The organism is Bacillus clarus (assembly GCF_000746925.1).
Classification (GTDB): Bacteria; Bacillota; Bacilli; order Bacillales; family Bacillaceae_G; genus Bacillus_A; species Bacillus_A clarus.
Map to the genome: position 1 here is coordinate 1,972,933 of NZ_JMQC01000008.1, position 16,889 is coordinate 1,989,821.

A 16,889-nucleotide genomic window follows, 5' to 3' on the forward strand; every position below is an offset into this window, starting at 1 on the left:
ACAAGAGCAATAACAACACACCGAACCCAAACAAAAAAGCCGTGCACCAGCACGGCTTTCACTTTATATACGGACAGCAGTCCCACTTACCGCAACCATTAGCATACCTTCGCGAATAACTTCATAGTCCACGTCGATGCCGACAATTGCATTCGCATTTTTTTGTCTTGCGAGAGTTTTCATCTCTTCCATTGCAATATCACGGGCTTCTTTTAATTTACTTTCGTAAGCACCTGAGCGGCCACCGACAACGTCACGAACAGAGGCAAAAAGATCCCGAACGATATTCGCACCCATAATTGCTTCTCCATTGACGATATCAATATATTCAATGATCTCTTTTCCTTGAATTGTAGAAGTTGTTGTTACGATCATATGCACAGCCTCCTAATATATATTTTTGCTTACTTATATGGTGCACGAAATCAGCAAAAATTATATTTATGAACTAAACTGCGCTTCGTATAATCTGCTGTAACCTCCGTCCTGTTCAATTAATTCTTCATGCGAACCTTGTTCTGCGATACCATCTTTATTTACAACGACGATGCGGTCCGCATTTTTAATTGTTGCAAGTCTATGTGCAATAACTAATGTTGTGCGACCAACTGATAGTTCAGCGAGCGATTTCTGGATTGCAAGTTCCGTTTCTGTATCAAGCGCAGAAGTTGCCTCGTCTAAAATTAAAATTGGTGGGTTTTTCAAGAACATACGAGCAATCGCTAGACGTTGCTTTTGTCCTCCTGAAAGTTTCACACCACGTTCACCGATAACTGTATCTAAACCCTCTGGTTGTGAGTAAATTAAATCTTCTAATTGAGCGCGTTTTACAGCTTGCCAAATTTCAGCTTCTGAAGCCTTTAAATTTCCGTAAGCGATATTTTCGCGAATCGTTCCAGAGAATAAGAATACATCTTGCTGCACAATTCCAATTTGCTTACGAAGTGATGATAATGTCATATCTTTCGTATCAATGCCATCAATTTGAATTGAGCCAAATAACTGTTCATAAAAACGTGGCAGCAAACTACATAACGTTGTTTTCCCTGCACCTGATGGTCCAACGAACGCAACCGTTTCACCTGCATGTATTTTCAAATTAATGTTTTTCAAAATCGGCTCTTGCTTATCATAGCCGAAAGTAATATTACTATATTGAATATCACCGTGTACTTGTTTTACTTCTATTGCATTTTTAGAATCTACAATATCAGGCTCTGTTTCAAGAAGCTCTACATACCTTTTAAAACCAGCGATTCCTTTCGGATAACTTTCAATAACCGCATTAATTTTTTCAATCGGACGGAAGAAAATATTCGTTAATAGTACAAACCCGATAAATCCGCCATACGTTAATTCTCCTTGCAATACAAACCAAGTTCCGCATATTAATACAAACAATGTTACGAGGCGCATCAGCATATAACTAATGGATGAGTTTAATGCCATAATTTTATAAGCCATTAACTTTGTTGTACGGAAACGAGCATTGTTTACAGCAAACTGCTCTTTCTCAAACTTCTCATTTCCAAATGCTTGTACGACACGAATTCCACCGACATTGTTTTCAATGCACGCATTAAAGTCAGCAACGTCTGAGAATAGACGTCTAAACGTACCTGTCATTTTTCGATTGAAATAAAGTGCTAACCACAATAAAAATGGGATAACAAAAAACGTAAGAAGTGCTAACTTCCAGTTAATGAGCATCATAAATGAAAATGCTCCAATTAACGTCATAATCGCAATAAATAAATCCTCTGGTCCATGATGAGCAATTTCACCAATTTCCATTAAATCGTTTGTAAGACGTGAAATTAAATGACCTGTTTTATTATTATCAAAAAATCTGAATGATAGCTTCTGAATATGATCAAATAACTTCTGTCTCATATCTGTCTCAATATTAACACCAAGCATATGTCCCCAATATGTAACGACATATTGCAAACCAGCATTTAACATATAGACTGCTAATAAGCCTACACATGCCCATAAAATAAGTGTCCAATTTTGTCCTGGCAACAATTTATCAATAAATTGATTTACGATAAGTGGGAAACCAAGTTCTAGTAAACCCGCAATAACTGCGCAGGAAAAATCGAGCACGAATAAACCTTTATACGGTTTATAGTAAGAAAAAAATCGACGTAGCATATACTTCCTCCCTTTTTTCAAAATAAAAAGACTCTGTAATATAACAAAGCCCCTCTAAATGATAACCATTATCAAGGGATTATTCAAGTTATCCGTCTATGAATCTAAAAAAACCTTCATCTATATTTGATGAAGGTTTTCCTATTACATCGCTTCTGAATCCCACTCATGATCCTGTTGAACAAATACAACACCTAATTCATGATGTCCCCCTGCATACAATGCAGTTTGAGCAAGACGAAGCTCACCATTTGTATCAAGCACTTCTAATTTACAAAACGCTCCTGTCGTCTTCATTTGAAGCGCATCATAAAATTCTTCAGTACTTCTTGGAATGACTCCGTTCACTTTCGTAATGACTTCTCCAGGCTTCAAATTCATTTCAGCACCGATTGTATTTGGGATTGTATCTAATACAACGAGTCCATCATTACGCGCTGCAAAATATGCCGGCCTTGTCTCATCAGCAATTCGCTCTTGCATTGAAATTGTGAAACGTCCAAGCATCGCCACTCCCATCGTGATAATCGCTAATACGTGCCACCAGTAACTTGCGATTCCTAAAATAAGAACGAGCGCCGCTAATCCAAAAACACGTCTTCCTGTAAATAATAAAGCTTCCTTCGGCTCATAACTTCTAATTTTTCTCATAAACCCAATTAAAAATGGAACGAGGAATAATGAGTATGTGCCTGAACCTATTGAAACGACAGGCCACCATGAAATAAATTGTGTCACTGTATCCCCCGGTACAAGAATAAAAATTGGAACGAGCCATAAACGGTTTGATTCATGTAAACCAATTTTCAAACCGCGTTTACCTTTCCTAATCTTCGGCGTTGAATACCGTACCGCGTTTTTAGAAATTAATAACCCCTCTACCACTAGCATGACGCCAAGTAGAATAGCAAGTGATACAATCGTACCATCTTCTCCTTCTCCGAGCTTTAGGAGAGAAACTGGCATCTTAGAAGATAATAACAATGCTACAATCGCTACCCCAAACGTATAAGCTACCGATAAATATCGATACATAGCAGTTAAAGCAAATAATAGCGTCCAAATTAAAATCAGCCATATGCTCGCCTTTGAAACAACGAGCCCAAGTCCAATCGTAATAACAGATACTAGCAATCCGTATCCAATACCTGCAAATAACGACGTTCGCAGTTCAAACCAAATATCGTATACTTTAAAAGAAAAATTTTTTCGTTCTCGTAATATACGTAAGTATCCAACGAAGATACTACTTATAAAAAACACATAGACAGCAGGGTGTAAGAAAAAACGTCCAATCGCCCGCATTATTTCAAAAAGCCATGCCTCCACGAACTCACTCACCACCATTTATATCATTCTTTCTTTTTATCTTATCACAACTAAACAAACGTTTGTTTAACACATACAAAAAAATACAGGCAACAAAATGCCTGTATTTTTTCTTATTTCGCCATTAATTTTAATGCCGCTTGTAATTGTAAATCATTTTCTCCAGAACGGATTTTTTCAATGATTTTATTTTGAATCGCTTCAGCTGTCTTCTTGTCAAGCTGTCCTGTCGCTTCCATCTCATTTGCATTTTGGAACGCTTTTACCGCTGATTCTGTCTCTTTACTGAAGTATCCATCCTCACGACCTGTTACATACCCTAAGCTTTTTAACATTTCTTGTGCATGTTTTACTTGTACATCATTTGAATTGTATGAAAGTGTTTTTTCAATTTGAATTGGCGTCGCATGATAGTAGTCTGGTTGCTTCACTTCTACCGTTGGCGCAATTCCTTTTTTATGAATCCAATTACCATCCGGTGTTAACCATTTAAACATCGTTAATTTAATGTTGCTACCATCTTTAAATGGAACGGCTTGCTGTACAGTACCTTTACCAAACGTTTTCTCACCAATTAAATCATAGCCTTCTCCCTCTTTTAGCGCACCCGCTAAAATTTCTGAAGCAGAAGCACTTCCGTTATCAATCAATACTGAGATCGGATATGACTTTCTCTCTTTTAGCTCCGTAGAGAATTTCTTCTTCTCACCATTTCGCTGTTCAACTTGCAGCATCGGCTTTTTATTCGTCATAATTTCTCCTAGTATATCTTCTACACTATTTAAATAGCCACCAGGATTACCACGTACATCGATGATTAAGCCTTTGATGTCTTTCTTCTCTAACTCTTTTAGCTGATCCTTAAATTCTTTCGCCGTATTTTCAGAGAACGATGTAATTTGAATGTAACCAATGTCTTTTCCATTCTCTTTCTTCACAGAACTAAATACAGTGAAAATCGGAATTTTTTCACGCTTAATTTTAAATTCTATCGGATCCGTTACTCCTGCACGCTTAATTTCAATTGCGACAGTCGTTCCTTTTTTACCACGAATTTTTAATACTGCTTCTTCACGTGATAAATCTTTGACACTATTTCCATCTACAGATAAAATTTGGTCATTCGGTTTAATACCCGCTTTTTCTGCTGGTGAGCCTTTAATTGGCGATACGATAATAAGCTTACCATCCGTTTTGTTCACCTCAGCTCCGATCCCTTCAAGTTCTGGATCAAGCGACTCGCTAAACTGCTTTGCCGTTTCTTTATCCATATACGTGGAGTAAGGGTCCTTCAGCGTAGACAACATTCCTTGTATCGCACCTTCGACTAACTTGTCATCTTTCACGTCTTCCACATAACGTGAATCAATTAGTGCATACGCCTCATTAATTTTTGCCAAATTTCCTTGCGTTGTGCTAGCATTATCGCTTGATATTGTTTGCGCTACATATGATGGATTGATTCCAAACATATACATACCTGCAAACATCCCGCCAGCACCAATTAAAAATGCAACAACCATTCCAATAATTGCAACTCTACGTTTCAATGCGGAATTCCCCTTTCTAAAGCACACAGGTAGTGTAGCAAAAGGCATCACACATTGTGTGATGCCTTTACCTATTTCTACTATATGATAAGCTTGTACGAATTATGTTTGCAACTTTTTATACTTTTAAGAAGCGACGAATTGACATTACACTTCCCCACATACCGATTAATGCACCAATTAATACTAATAAACCAGCTAATTGGAATACGAACGGGCTGTATGGTAGAAGCTCGAAAATTGTTCCGCCAAGTTTTTCATTAAACACGCCTTGTAGTGAATTATAAACAGATAGAATTAGGACAATTGGAATGATAGATCCTAACACACCTAAGAATAAACCTTCTAATAAGAACGGCCAACGAATAAACCAGTTTGTTGCACCTACAAGTTTCATAATTTCAATCTCTGTGCTTCGCGCATAAATTGTAATTTTAATTGTATTAGAGATTAAGAACATTGCAGTAAATAAAAGACCAGCAATGAGTATAATCCCGATGTTACGGCCTGTTTTTACAGTATCAAATAATCTTTCAACTTGACCTTTACCGTATTGAACGTTACTTACAAACTGCATTTTCTCAACTTTTTTCGCAATTGCTGCTGTATCTGTTGGCTCTTTCGCTTTTACAATAAATACGTTTTTCAATGGGTTATCTTGCTCAAATAACTCGAACGTTTTTCCGCTATCGCCTAAACTTTTAATTAAACGTTTTAATTCTTCTTCTTTAGAAGAATATTTAATAGAATCTACTTTCGCAATCTTACCCATATCTTCTTCTAATTTCTTTTGATTAGCCTCTTTTGCTGCTGGATCAATGTGTACACGAATTTCTACATCTTGCTCTACTTTCGTCGCAAAATGGTTCATATTCATAATCGCTGTTAAAAAGACACCTACAAGTAATAATGTAACTGTTACCGCACTTACAGAAGCAAACGTCATCCATCCGTTACGGGATAGATTTTTTACACCTTCTCGTAAATGTCGACTAAGGGTGTTAGCCTTCATATCCGTATCCTCCCTCAATCTCATCTCGAACAATTTTTCCGCCTTCAATCGCAATTACGCGATGACGAATTGTATTTACGATATCCGCGTTATGTGTTGCCATAACGATTGTTGTACCACGCTCATTAATACGCGTGAAGATTTTCATAATATCAAGAGCTGTCTCAATATCTAAGTTACCAGTTGGCTCATCGGCAATTACAACTTTCGGTTTATTTACGATCGCTCTTGCAATCGCCACACGTTGCTGTTCTCCACCTGAAAGCTCACTTGGAAGTGCATCTGCACGATCTTCAAGACCTACAAGTCCTAACACTTCTGTAACACGCTCACGGATTGCCTCTGTTTCTTCTTCAATTACTTCTAAGGCAAACGCAACATTCTCATATACCGTTAATTTAGGTAGCAATTTAAAGTCCTGGAAAATCACGCCTAATTGACGACGAAAATACGGAACATCTCTTTCTGCCAATGTTTCAATTGTAAGTCCATTTACGTTAATAGATCCTGTAGATGGCTTTTCTTCACGATACATCATTTTAATAAATGTAGATTTCCCGGCTCCACTCGGTCCAACTACGTATACGAATTCACCTTGTTTAATGTTAACTGTGAGCCCAGAAATGGCTTTCATACCATTTGGGTACTCCTTATAAACATTCGTCATTTTTATCATTATTTATCACCCAATGCTTAATGATTTTTTTCGAAATACTTTTCTGTTCATTTGAAAATAAAAGAAAAACTTTTATTCTCATTTACAATTCTTGTTGAAGACAGGTCACTTTAAATAACAGTAATCTATTAGCGACACTGCTTTATGTAATATATTTCAGCAAAATTCTACAAACCTCATTGTAACATCAAACGGTTTCCAATTCGGATACATTTTTGTTACAGTTATGTTACATCCAAACAGGTAAACGAGCTGACTCATCTCTCGGCTCTATAAACTTTTAGATAAGAGTCTACAATCAGCTCATTTTTCTACTATTCATTTTCGTACACTTACTTATTTATGCCCAGCTAACCATTCAGCCACTTTTTTCGCATCCTCACCTTGAATAAGTCCTGGTGACATAGAACCGCGACCTTTTTCAATAATCTTTTCAATATCTGCTGCGTCGTATTTCTCTCCTACTTTTCGTAAATCAGGTCCAGTTGCTCCTGATAAATCCTTAGCATGACAACCAGCGCAACTTCTTTGGAAAATTTGTTCTGCACTATCTGTACTTGCAGATTGTTTCGATGGTTTGCTCTCTTCTTTGTTTCCGCATGCTCCTAAAGCAAGAACTACTGATGTTCCTAATGCAATAGCCAACAATTTTTTTTTCACTTCTATCGCTCCCCATTGTTGATATTCTTCTTATTATGAATAAGCTATATTTTCATAGCGCGCTCACTTGTCATTATAATCATTATCCTTTTACAGAAAAACTAACCTGAATTTCCTTTTTTTACAAATGTAGTGAAAACCCTAATGAAATAAAGCTTTTATAAATTGTTTCAATTCTGTGAACAACCTTAAAAATTCTATAAAGAAACTTTTTCGAAAGAACAGATAAGAAAAATCCTATATATGTTTCTTTTCAAATACCACATTATTTTTATATTTTTTACATTTTACAAACAATATACGACCTTGTATTCTGCAACTAAACCCATCAAAAAGAGAAGTTGTCACTTCCAACTTCTCTCCTCTTTCTCTTATCAATATAGACAAGATAAGCCCCTTACATCCTCTTTTCCCTCAGCAAAAGCCAACAATTTTGTTGGCTTTTTTCTTAGGAAATACGAGAGCGTAAATACGCATCAATAAATGGATCAATTTCTCCATCCATAACTGCTTGTACGTTACCAACCTCTGTATTCGTACGATGGTCTTTCACAAGAGAATACGGGTGGAATACGTAAGAACGGATTTGACTACCCCATCCAATTTCTTTTTGCTCCCCGCGGATCTCATCTAATTCCGCTTGTTGCTCTTCTAATTTCTTTTGGTATAATTTCGCTTTTAACATTTTCATTGCATGTTCACGGTTTTTAATTTGAGAACGCTCTGACTGACATGTTACAACCGTATTTGTTGGTGTATGCGTGATACGAACTGCTGAATCTGTCGTATTAATGTGCTGTCCACCCGCACCACTTGCACGATACGTATCTATTTTTAAATCTTCTGTACGTATTTCAATTTCAACTTCATCGTTGAATTCAGGTACAACTTCACAAGATACGAACGATGTATGACGACGGCCTGAAGAATCAAATGGTGAAATACGTACAAGACGATGTACACCTTTCTCTGCCTTCAAGTAACCGTAAGCATTATGCCCTTTAATTAATAGCGTAACACTCTTGATTCCTGCTTCATCACCTGGTAAATAATCAACTGTTTCTACTTTAAATCCACGTTTCTCAGCCCATCGCGTGTACATACGTAATAGCATAGAACCCCAGTCCTGTGACTCTGTTCCACCTGCACCTGGATGCAGTTCTAAAATAGCGTTATTTTTATCGTAAGGATCGCTTAACAATAACTGAAGCTCGTATTCATTCATCTCTTGAGATAAAGATTTCACTTCAGCTTCTAACTCTTCATGTAAATCTTCATCATATTCTTCTTTTAAAAGTTCATGTGTCACTTCTAAATTTTCAAATGTTTCGTCTATCTTACGGAACTTTCCAACCATATCCTTTAACGCATTCGCTTCGTTAATTACAGTTTGCGCACCTTGTTGGTCATCCCAAAAACCTGCTTGCATCATTGTTTCTTCTAATTCTGCGATACGACTCTCTTTTGTAGGGAGGTCAAAGAGACCCCCTAAAAGCCGCTAATCTCTTAGCCAATTTCTCTAATTCTTGTCTAATTTCTACTAATTCCATTTCCTTCACCTCTATGTAATTACTGTTACTTTCGTATGAAAACGAGGGAAACTCTCCCCGCTTGTTACAGAGAGAGTTCAATCCTTTTTATTATATGGAGATTTAAAGTTTTTTTCCATTTCAGGAACAAAACTTTAAAAAATCTAGCCGCGTAAGCGAGACTTCTCTTTACTTGCCGATACCGCAGCAGTTTTTATATTTCTTACCACTACCGCACTTACATTCATCATTACGGCCGACTTGATCACCTTTTACAACCGGTTTTTTCTTCGCCTCTTCGCCATCGGTTGATGGATGAATAGCTTCACCTTGAACAACTTCTTGGCGCTCTAGATTTTGTTCAATTTCAGCCTTCATGATGTAGCGAGAAATTTCCTCTTCAATAGAAGCAATCATCGATTCAAACATTGCGAACCCTTCCATTTGGTATTCACGAAGTGGATCGATTTGTCCGTAAGCACGTAAATGAATACCTTCACGAAGGTGATCCATCGCATCGATATGATCTGTCCATTTCGTATCTACAACACGGAATACAACAACCTTTTCGAATTCACGCGTCTGCTCTTCAGGTAGAAGTTTTTCTCTTTCGTTATAACGCTTTAATAATTTCGCGATGATTAATTCGCTCATTTCTTCTGGAGCAAGGCGACGTAACTCTTCTTCTTTTACATCTCCTTCTTCAAGAAGGTTTGTATTTAAGTAATCGACAAGACCTTTAATGTTCCAATCTTCCTCGATTTCTTCTTGCGTATGAAGTGCAACAGCACGTTCTACCGTAGATTTCATCATACCTTCAATAATGCTACGTAAGTTCTCTGAATCCATTACTTCTTGACGCTGCTTGTAAATTACCTCACGTTGTTGACGAAGTACATCGTCGTATTGTAACAGCTGTTTACGTGCATCATAGTTATTTCCTTCTACACGTTTTTGTGCAGATTCTACAGCACGAGAAACCATTTTACTTTCGATTGGCTGTGAATCATCCATACCAAGGCGATCCATCATTGCTTTCATATTGTCTGAACCGAAGCGGCGCATTAACTCATCTTCCATAGACAGGTAGAATTGCGTTACACCAGGGTCTCCTTGACGACCAGCACGACCACGTAACTGATTATCAATACGACGGCTTTCGTGACGCTCTGTACCGATAACTGCTAAACCAACTGTTTTTATATCGTCCCCTAGCTTAATGTCCGTACCACGACCAGCCATGTTTGTCGCAATTGTTACAGCGCCTTTCATACCAGCTTCTGCAATAATATCTGCTTCACGCGCATGGTTTTTCGCGTTTAAGATGTTATGACGCACACCTTTACGTGTTAACATTTTTGAAATAAGTTCTGACGTTTCAATTGCAACTGTACCAACAAGTACAGGTTGCCCTTGTTTATGACGATTTACAATATCCTCAACAACCGCATTGAACTTACCTTCCATTGATTTAAAGATTAAATCTGCACGGTCATCACGAATAATATCTTTATTCGTTGGAATTACGATAACATTCATATTGTAAATATTACGGAATTCCTCTTCTTCCGTTTTCGCTGTACCAGTCATACCTGATAACTTTTCGTACATACGGAAGTAGTTTTGGAATGTAATTGTTGCAAGCGTCATACTTTCATTTTGAATTTCTACGCCTTCTTTTGCTTCAATCGCTTGGTGTAAACCTTCGCTATAACGACGGCCTTTCATAAGACGACCAGTGAATTGGTCTACAATTACGATTTCTCCTTCTTGCACAACATAATCTGTATCACGGTGCATAACAACGTGTGCACGAAGCCCCTGATTAATATGGTGAAGAAGTGCTACATGTTTTAAATCAAATAAGTTTTCAATATGGAAAGCTTTCTCTGCTTTCGTAATACCATCTTCTGTTAACATTACATTTTTCGTTTTCACATCAAATGAATAATCTTTTTCATTCTCTAACGTACGAACGAACGCATTTGCAAACATATATAATTCTGTTGATTTTTGTGCTTGTCCTGAAATAATAAGTGGCGTACGTGCTTCATCGACTAAGATGGAATCGACCTCATCGATAATTGCAAAATGAAGTGGACGCTGAACACACTGCTCTTTATATAAAACCATGTTGTCACGTAAGTAATCGAATCCAAGCTCATTATTTGTGCTATACGTAATATCAGCAGCATAAGCAGCTTGTTTCTCTTCACGTGACATACTATTTAAGTTAATTCCTACTGTTAAGCCAAGGAACTCATGAAGTTGTCCCATTTCACTCGCATCACGTTGTGCTAAGTATTCATTGACTGTAACAACGTGAACACCTTTTCCTGTTAAAGCATTTAAATATACAGGTAAAGTAGACGTTAATGTTTTACCTTCACCTGTTTTCATCTCAGAGATATTCCCTTCATGCAAGGCAATACCACCCATTAGCTGTACACCATATGGACGCATTCCAAGAACACGAGTTGCGGCTTCACGAACAACTGCAAAAGCTTCAGGAAGTAGATCATCTACTGTCTCACCTTTTGTTAGACGTTCTTTAAATTCAACTGTTTTTCCTTTTAATTGTTCATCAGTTAGCGGCTTAATAGATGATTCTAATGAATCAATGTTCTCCACCATCTTCTGCATACGTTTAATTTGACGTTGGTTTACATCAAACACCTTTTTCAAAATACCGATCATAGGAAATACGCTCCTCTTTTTATGAAATTAAAATTCCTGATTGTATTTTCTTTTTCTATTCACAATCAGTCGTTATAAAAAGCAAATTGATTTGCTGCCAATTTTTCTCCTAATTAAAAAACTCAAATGTATAAACCTAATGATAATTGTAACACTTGTCTTATAACTATGACAACAATCGTCCAAATGTCCAGCCCTAGATTTAGGAAAAATTTTTTAACTCGTTATTTTTTATATGAAATTAACTCTAAAGAAACGAATCTGGCCAATAAAAAAAGCGCAGCCTTTGACAGCTGCGCTTTCGGAGATTTATTTTGTTTCGATTAATCCATACTTACCATCTTTGCGGCCATATACAACATTAGTTTCATTTGTATCCGCATTTGTGAATACGAAGAAGTTATGTCCAAGCATATCCATTTGTAAGATAGCTTCTTCAACGTCCATCGGTTTTAAATCAAATCGTTTTGTACGCACAAGTTCTAATTCATCCTCTTGCACTTCTTCCTGAACAGCTACTGCCTCAGGGATGATAAATGTATTTTTAACAGAACCTTTTTCACGTAATTTACGATTTACTTTTGTTTTATGTTTACGAATTTGTCGCTCAATTTTATCAACCACTAAATCAATTGCAGCGTACATATCGCTATGAGTTTCTTCTGCACGAAGTAATAAATCTGTAAACGGGATTGTTACCTCGACACGTTGCTTGTCAGAGTATACTTTTAAATTAACTTTAATCTCTGGGAATGTATCAAAATAACGCTCTAATTTACTTAGCTTCTTCTCTACATATTCCTTTAATGCTGGAGTTACTTCAATATTTTCACCACGAATGTTGAATTTCATAGATGAATTCCTCCTTTCAAGCCTATGTATACAATTTCGACATCGGCTTAAAAACTCCTTCTAACTTTTTTAAAAAAGTTAGTGAAATTACAATTTTTTTATCGTTTTTTGTTGAAAAGAAAAGATGCATCGTTTCTACTTTTATTTTATCCTATTTACATTGTGAATAACGAACATAACTGTGGACAATTCGTTACAGAAAAGAAACAACTTTTTGACAACTCTACCCATAATAAAAAACCCTTGTTACATAACAAGGGCCTGAAATGATATACATATATATAACGCTCGCCACAAGTGCAGCTCTATGTTTCTCGTAAAACCTTTACGTTACAACTTCACAACATTCGCTGCTTGTGGTCCACGTGCTCCATCGACAATGTCAAACTCTACTTGTTGACCCTCTTCTAACGACTTATACCCATCTTGCTGAATTGCAGAAAAATGGACAAAAACATCGTCACCATCCTCACGCTCAATAAACCCAAAACCTTTTTCTGCATTAAACCATTTTACTCTTCCTTGCATGTTCGTTCCATTCCCTTCACTCTAAAAATCAGGATATTCGCCCTATATTTTGACTATAACGAATGACAACATATCAAGTCAAAGAAGAGTTGTCGTCTTTTTATTATACCTTTCGACATACATATATTACCCTCGACAAAGCGTTAAACTTGAGACTGTTTGAGCTCCTCTGTCATATAGAAGTTTTCCAACTTGCCTAACCGTAATCCCTGTCGTATACACATCATCAACGAGTAAAATGTGTTGCCCAGTGAACATCTCTTCCCCTTGAAAGTAAAAAGGATTTATTCCTGAAATCCGTTCTTTACGCTTTTTCTTACTTTGTTTTTCCGTTTCTTTTCTACTTAACGATGTACAGGGCATCAGAACTGACAAACAAGATGCCAATAACTCCGCTTGATTGAATCCCCGTTCGTATTCACGCTCTTTACTAAGTGGAATAGGAATAACCACTTCATAATTTGAAAAATGTTTTTGAAAAGAAGCCATAAATGGCATACGAAAAATACGTACAAGCTCCGCATCCCCACGAAATTTGAACTGTGCTAATATTTCCTTCATTCCATCATTGTACACATACAAAGATCGATTTCTAACAGTCTGAAACACTCCATCTTCTTCCCATCTCACACAATCCCTACAAATACTCCCTATTCTATATTCAGCAGTAAGCAAAGCCAAAGGTCGGCCACATTCATTGCAAGTTTCTCCTATAATATAGGAAAGTTTCCGTTCACACCTCTCGCATATACACTTTGTTTGAGAATGAAGAAAAAAAGAACACCAAGTAACAGCACATGAAATATAATCATCACAAAGAAGACAATACATTAATCTATTAATCCTTGTCGCTTTGCCTTTTTATTCATACTTTGAATATGCTTTTTTGCCCGAATCATCGCTTCTGTTTTTCCATAATGGAAATAGAGAATATCCCCATCTGGATTTTCAAAACTTCGACCAACCCGGCCCGCAATTTGAACGAGAGCACTCTCAGAAAATATAGCTTCTTCTGCCCCTAACACAGCCACTTGTAAATTCTTCACCGTTACACCACGCTCCAAAATAGTTGTTGTAACTAATAAAGGAATCTCTCCTTTTCGAAAAGCAGCTACTTTTTCTTTTCTCTGCGAATCTTCCGCATGGACACCTTCAATTCGATTATCCAATTGTTTTAATAACGAGCTTATTTCATCTACATATCGTATGTGGGGGACAAATAGAAAGATAGGATATTGTTTATTTAAAAACCTCTTTAACCATTGTAGTAAAATACGAGGAATTCTTTTACGCATCAGGAGTTTCTTCCAATTTCCACACCAGCGAAAAGTTGGAACCGGTAAAGGGTGCCTATGATAACGACCTGAAATAATGACACCTTTTTGCTTGCCACTTTGTAAATTCCGTTTCCATTTCTCTTCTGGGGTTGCAGTTAAGTAAATACGAGCTGCTTTTTTCTTCGTTGCTTGCTCTACTGCATAATGCAGCATTTTATCTGCGGCATATGGAAAAGCGTCGATTTCGTCCAAAATCATGACATCAAACGCCCTATAATAACGAAGCAACTGATGCGTTGTTGATATGATCAAGCTTGCCTCCTTTTCACGATTCAAACTCCCACCATATAAGGCTGCAACTAATATATTCGGAAAAACACTTTGCAGCCGCGGAGCTAATTCAAGTACAACATCAGTCCTAGGCGTTGCGATACAAACTCGCTCCCCTTTTCTAAGTGCTTCTTCAATTCCATAAAAAAGCATCTCTGTCTTCCCAGCACCGCACACAGCCCAAATAAAAAAGGATTCTTTCTTCTTTATAGCTTCCACTACGCCACATGCGGCTATATTTTGACCTGGTGATAATTCCCCTTTCCAGTTCAATGGATTAGAAGTACATTCTCCTTTTATTTCGGAAAGACCACGAACAAGTATGGTACATTCACTAACCCTTCCCATCGTTATACACTTCCGGCAGTAAGCACATACCTCATTACATCTTTTGCATAAAAATGACGCGAATAACCGCTGCTCTATATTCCCGCAACGCTGACATATATATTTTGAAGATTTTTTCGCAACACCTTTTACGCAAACCACCTCTCCCTTCCTCTCTAAATCATCTAATTCCCTCTTTAATAGCGTAAGTTCTTCGAATAGCATTTGCCTTCCTGCCAGCATCATATGGCACCTCCACCCCTACTATATCCTCTTCTCTTTCTCTCGTAAAAAATCAAAAAAGCCGATAACCTACTTATAAAATAGTAAGCTATCGACTTTATACACATGTTTTATTTAATTACAAATCTTATAATCTACCGTAACCTAAGAAATGTTGTTGATTGTAAGGACTATTTACACTACCAGTAGTAACACCCGTTCTTTCATCAGAGGCGTGAATCATTTGACCGCCACCGATGTAAATTCCAACGTGAGATACGCCTGCTCTGTAAGTACCTTGTAAGAAGATAAGATCTCCTGGTTTTGCTTCAGATGCACTGATTTTTTGAACAGATCCCCATAAAGAAGATGTTGTTTGATGTCCTAAACCATAAACATAAGAAACTAATCCACTACAGTCAAAACCACCATTTGATGGTGAAGAACTACCCCATACATACTTCATACCAAGTAAACTTCTAGCTTTTTCAACTACACCCATATTTCCGTCAATTTCAACAGTTGGTGTTGTCTTTTTAGGCTCTTCTTTTTTAGGCTCTTCTTTTTTAGGCTCTTCTTTTTTAACTTCTTCTTTTTTAACTTGTCCACCGTTGTTTGCTGAAGCGGCTGGTTGAGCTGGTGCCGTTTGTACTTGTTGCTGAGCTTGTTCTGCTTGCTTTTGAGCAGCAGCTTCTTGTGCAGCTTTTTCTTGCGCTTCTTTTTCAGATAATTGTTGTAAGTATAACGCTTGTTGCTCAAGCTCTTTCAATTGACCTTCCGTACTTGTCATTGTACTTACAACTGTATCCATTTTGCCGCTTAAATCGTTTACTGCTGCTTGTTTTTTCACTTTTTCAGTATCAAGCTCTTGCTTTGCAGTTTCGATCTTAGTTTGGGCTTCTTTTAATTCTTTTTGTTTCGCTTTTACCGTTTCAACATCTTTTTTCACAGTCGCTTGATCTTCTTGTTGTGTTTTCATGATATCTTCATCAGATTCAAGAATTTTAGACATAGACGTTAAACGATCTACTAGGTCAGCAATGTTTTTAGAATTTACAAGAACTTCTGTTACAACGTTCGTATTTGGTTGTTCTTGAAGTGCAACTAAACGCTTTCTTAGTAATTCTTCACGCTTTGCGATTTTCGTTTGTAAATCTGCAATACTTTTGTTTTTCGTCTCAATTAATTGCTCTGTCTCTGCAACTTTTTTCATTGTTTCATCAAGTTTTGCAGCATTTTCCTGAACAGACTTATCTAAACCTTGAACAGTTTTATTTAATTCGTTCATTTGTTTTTGAAGTTCATCACGTTCTTGTTGTTGTTTATGTAAAGTGTCGTTTTGTGCGTTAATTTGTGATTTTACATCAGTAATTTTATCTTCTGCAAATGCACTTGGTGTTAGTCCTGAAAACATCAATCCCGCAACTAATGCGCAAGATGCCATTTTTAGCTTTTTCATTTTATTTTTACACCGCTTTCTTTTTTCTTTTTCCGTATATAATCTATTAAAATTTATACCATAATTCGGGGGATTTTTTTCCAATGTTACGCTTTTGTAAAATAAATGTAATATTTTATTTGTGATTTATGAAGAAAACGTTCTAATTTTGTATGTATTTGTAGAATCTTAAGAGCAACACACTATTTTTTCATACAAATGTCATCTGCTTGTTACATAAAAAAACGCAAGGAAATTCCCCTTGCGTTTTTAAATATTCACAGCATACAATCCGATTTAAAAAC

At 36.9% G+C, this 16,889-nt stretch carries 13 protein-coding genes and 1 pseudogene; all 14 read right to left on the reverse strand.

What is annotated here, in order from left to right:
- Positions 1 to 63: 63 nt before the first annotated feature.
- Entirely contained in the window at positions 64 to 375 is a 312-nt protein-coding gene (locus DJ93_RS11185; protein ID WP_042980874.1) for a YbjQ family protein, read from the reverse strand.
- A 66-nt stretch (positions 376 to 441) separates the two neighbouring features.
- Positions 442 to 2,157: an ABC transporter ATP-binding protein gene (locus DJ93_RS11190; RefSeq protein WP_042980877.1), complete on the reverse strand. Its 1,716-nt coding sequence runs from the start codon at positions 2,155 to 2,157 to the stop codon at positions 442 to 444.
- Between the two features lie 144 nt (positions 2,158 to 2,301).
- On the reverse strand, positions 2,302 to 3,486 hold the full coding sequence (locus DJ93_RS11195; protein ID WP_042980878.1) for a PDZ domain-containing protein: 1,185 nt from the start codon (positions 3,484 to 3,486) through the stop codon (positions 2,302 to 2,304).
- A 113-nt stretch (positions 3,487 to 3,599) separates the two neighbouring features.
- Complete coding sequence (locus DJ93_RS11200) at positions 3,600 to 5,036, reverse strand: S41 family peptidase (RefSeq protein WP_080743443.1); 1,437 nt, start codon at positions 5,034 to 5,036, stop codon at positions 3,600 to 3,602.
- Between the two features lie 118 nt (positions 5,037 to 5,154).
- Positions 5,155 to 6,048, reverse strand: a complete 894-nt coding sequence (gene ftsX, locus DJ93_RS11205; protein ID WP_042980882.1) for a permease-like cell division protein FtsX — start codon at positions 6,046 to 6,048, stop codon at positions 5,155 to 5,157.
- A complete protein-coding gene (gene ftsE / locus DJ93_RS11210) occupies positions 6,038 to 6,724 on the reverse strand; it encodes a cell division ATP-binding protein FtsE (RefSeq protein ID WP_042980883.1) in 687 nt (228 codons plus the stop codon). Before ftsE ends, ftsX begins: the two co-directional genes overlap by 11 nt.
- Positions 6,725 to 7,060: 336 nt before the next feature.
- A complete protein-coding gene (cccB, locus tag DJ93_RS11215; RefSeq protein ID WP_042980884.1) occupies positions 7,061 to 7,384 on the reverse strand; it encodes a cytochrome c551 in 324 nt (107 codons plus the stop codon).
- A gap of 448 nt (positions 7,385 to 7,832) precedes the next feature.
- A protein-coding gene (gene prfB / locus DJ93_RS11220; RefSeq protein WP_117287873.1) for a peptide chain release factor 2 occupies positions 7,833 to 8,934 on the reverse strand; the annotation gives its coding sequence in 2 pieces (ribosomal slippage) (positions 7,833 to 8,861 and positions 8,863 to 8,934; 1,101 coding nt in all).
- Between the two features lie 168 nt (positions 8,935 to 9,102).
- Positions 9,103 to 11,610, reverse strand: a complete 2,508-nt coding sequence (gene secA, locus DJ93_RS11225) for a preprotein translocase subunit SecA (RefSeq protein WP_042980886.1) — start codon at positions 11,608 to 11,610, stop codon at positions 9,103 to 9,105.
- A gap of 309 nt (positions 11,611 to 11,919) precedes the next feature.
- A complete protein-coding gene (hpf, locus tag DJ93_RS11230; protein ID WP_042980887.1) occupies positions 11,920 to 12,462 on the reverse strand; it encodes a ribosome hibernation-promoting factor, HPF/YfiA family in 543 nt (180 codons plus the stop codon).
- A 330-nt stretch (positions 12,463 to 12,792) separates the two neighbouring features.
- Positions 12,793 to 12,990, reverse strand: coding sequence for a cold shock protein CspC (cspC, locus tag DJ93_RS11235; protein WP_001990088.1), 198 nt, complete (start codon positions 12,988 to 12,990; stop codon positions 12,793 to 12,795).
- 126 nt (positions 12,991 to 13,116) lie between these two features.
- Complete coding sequence (locus DJ93_RS11240; protein ID WP_042980889.1) at positions 13,117 to 13,821, reverse strand: ComF family protein; 705 nt, start codon at positions 13,819 to 13,821, stop codon at positions 13,117 to 13,119.
- Positions 13,821 to 15,167 (reverse strand): ATP-dependent helicase ComFA, encoded by a 1,347-nt coding sequence (comFA, locus tag DJ93_RS11245; protein ID WP_042984186.1) that lies wholly within the window; start codon positions 15,165 to 15,167, stop codon positions 13,821 to 13,823. Before comFA ends, DJ93_RS11240 begins: the two co-directional genes overlap by 1 nt.
- A 127-nt stretch (positions 15,168 to 15,294) precedes the next feature.
- Positions 15,295 to 16,731 (reverse strand): annotated as a pseudogene (locus DJ93_RS11250) (C40 family peptidase).
- Positions 16,732 to 16,889: the final 158 nt, after the last annotated feature.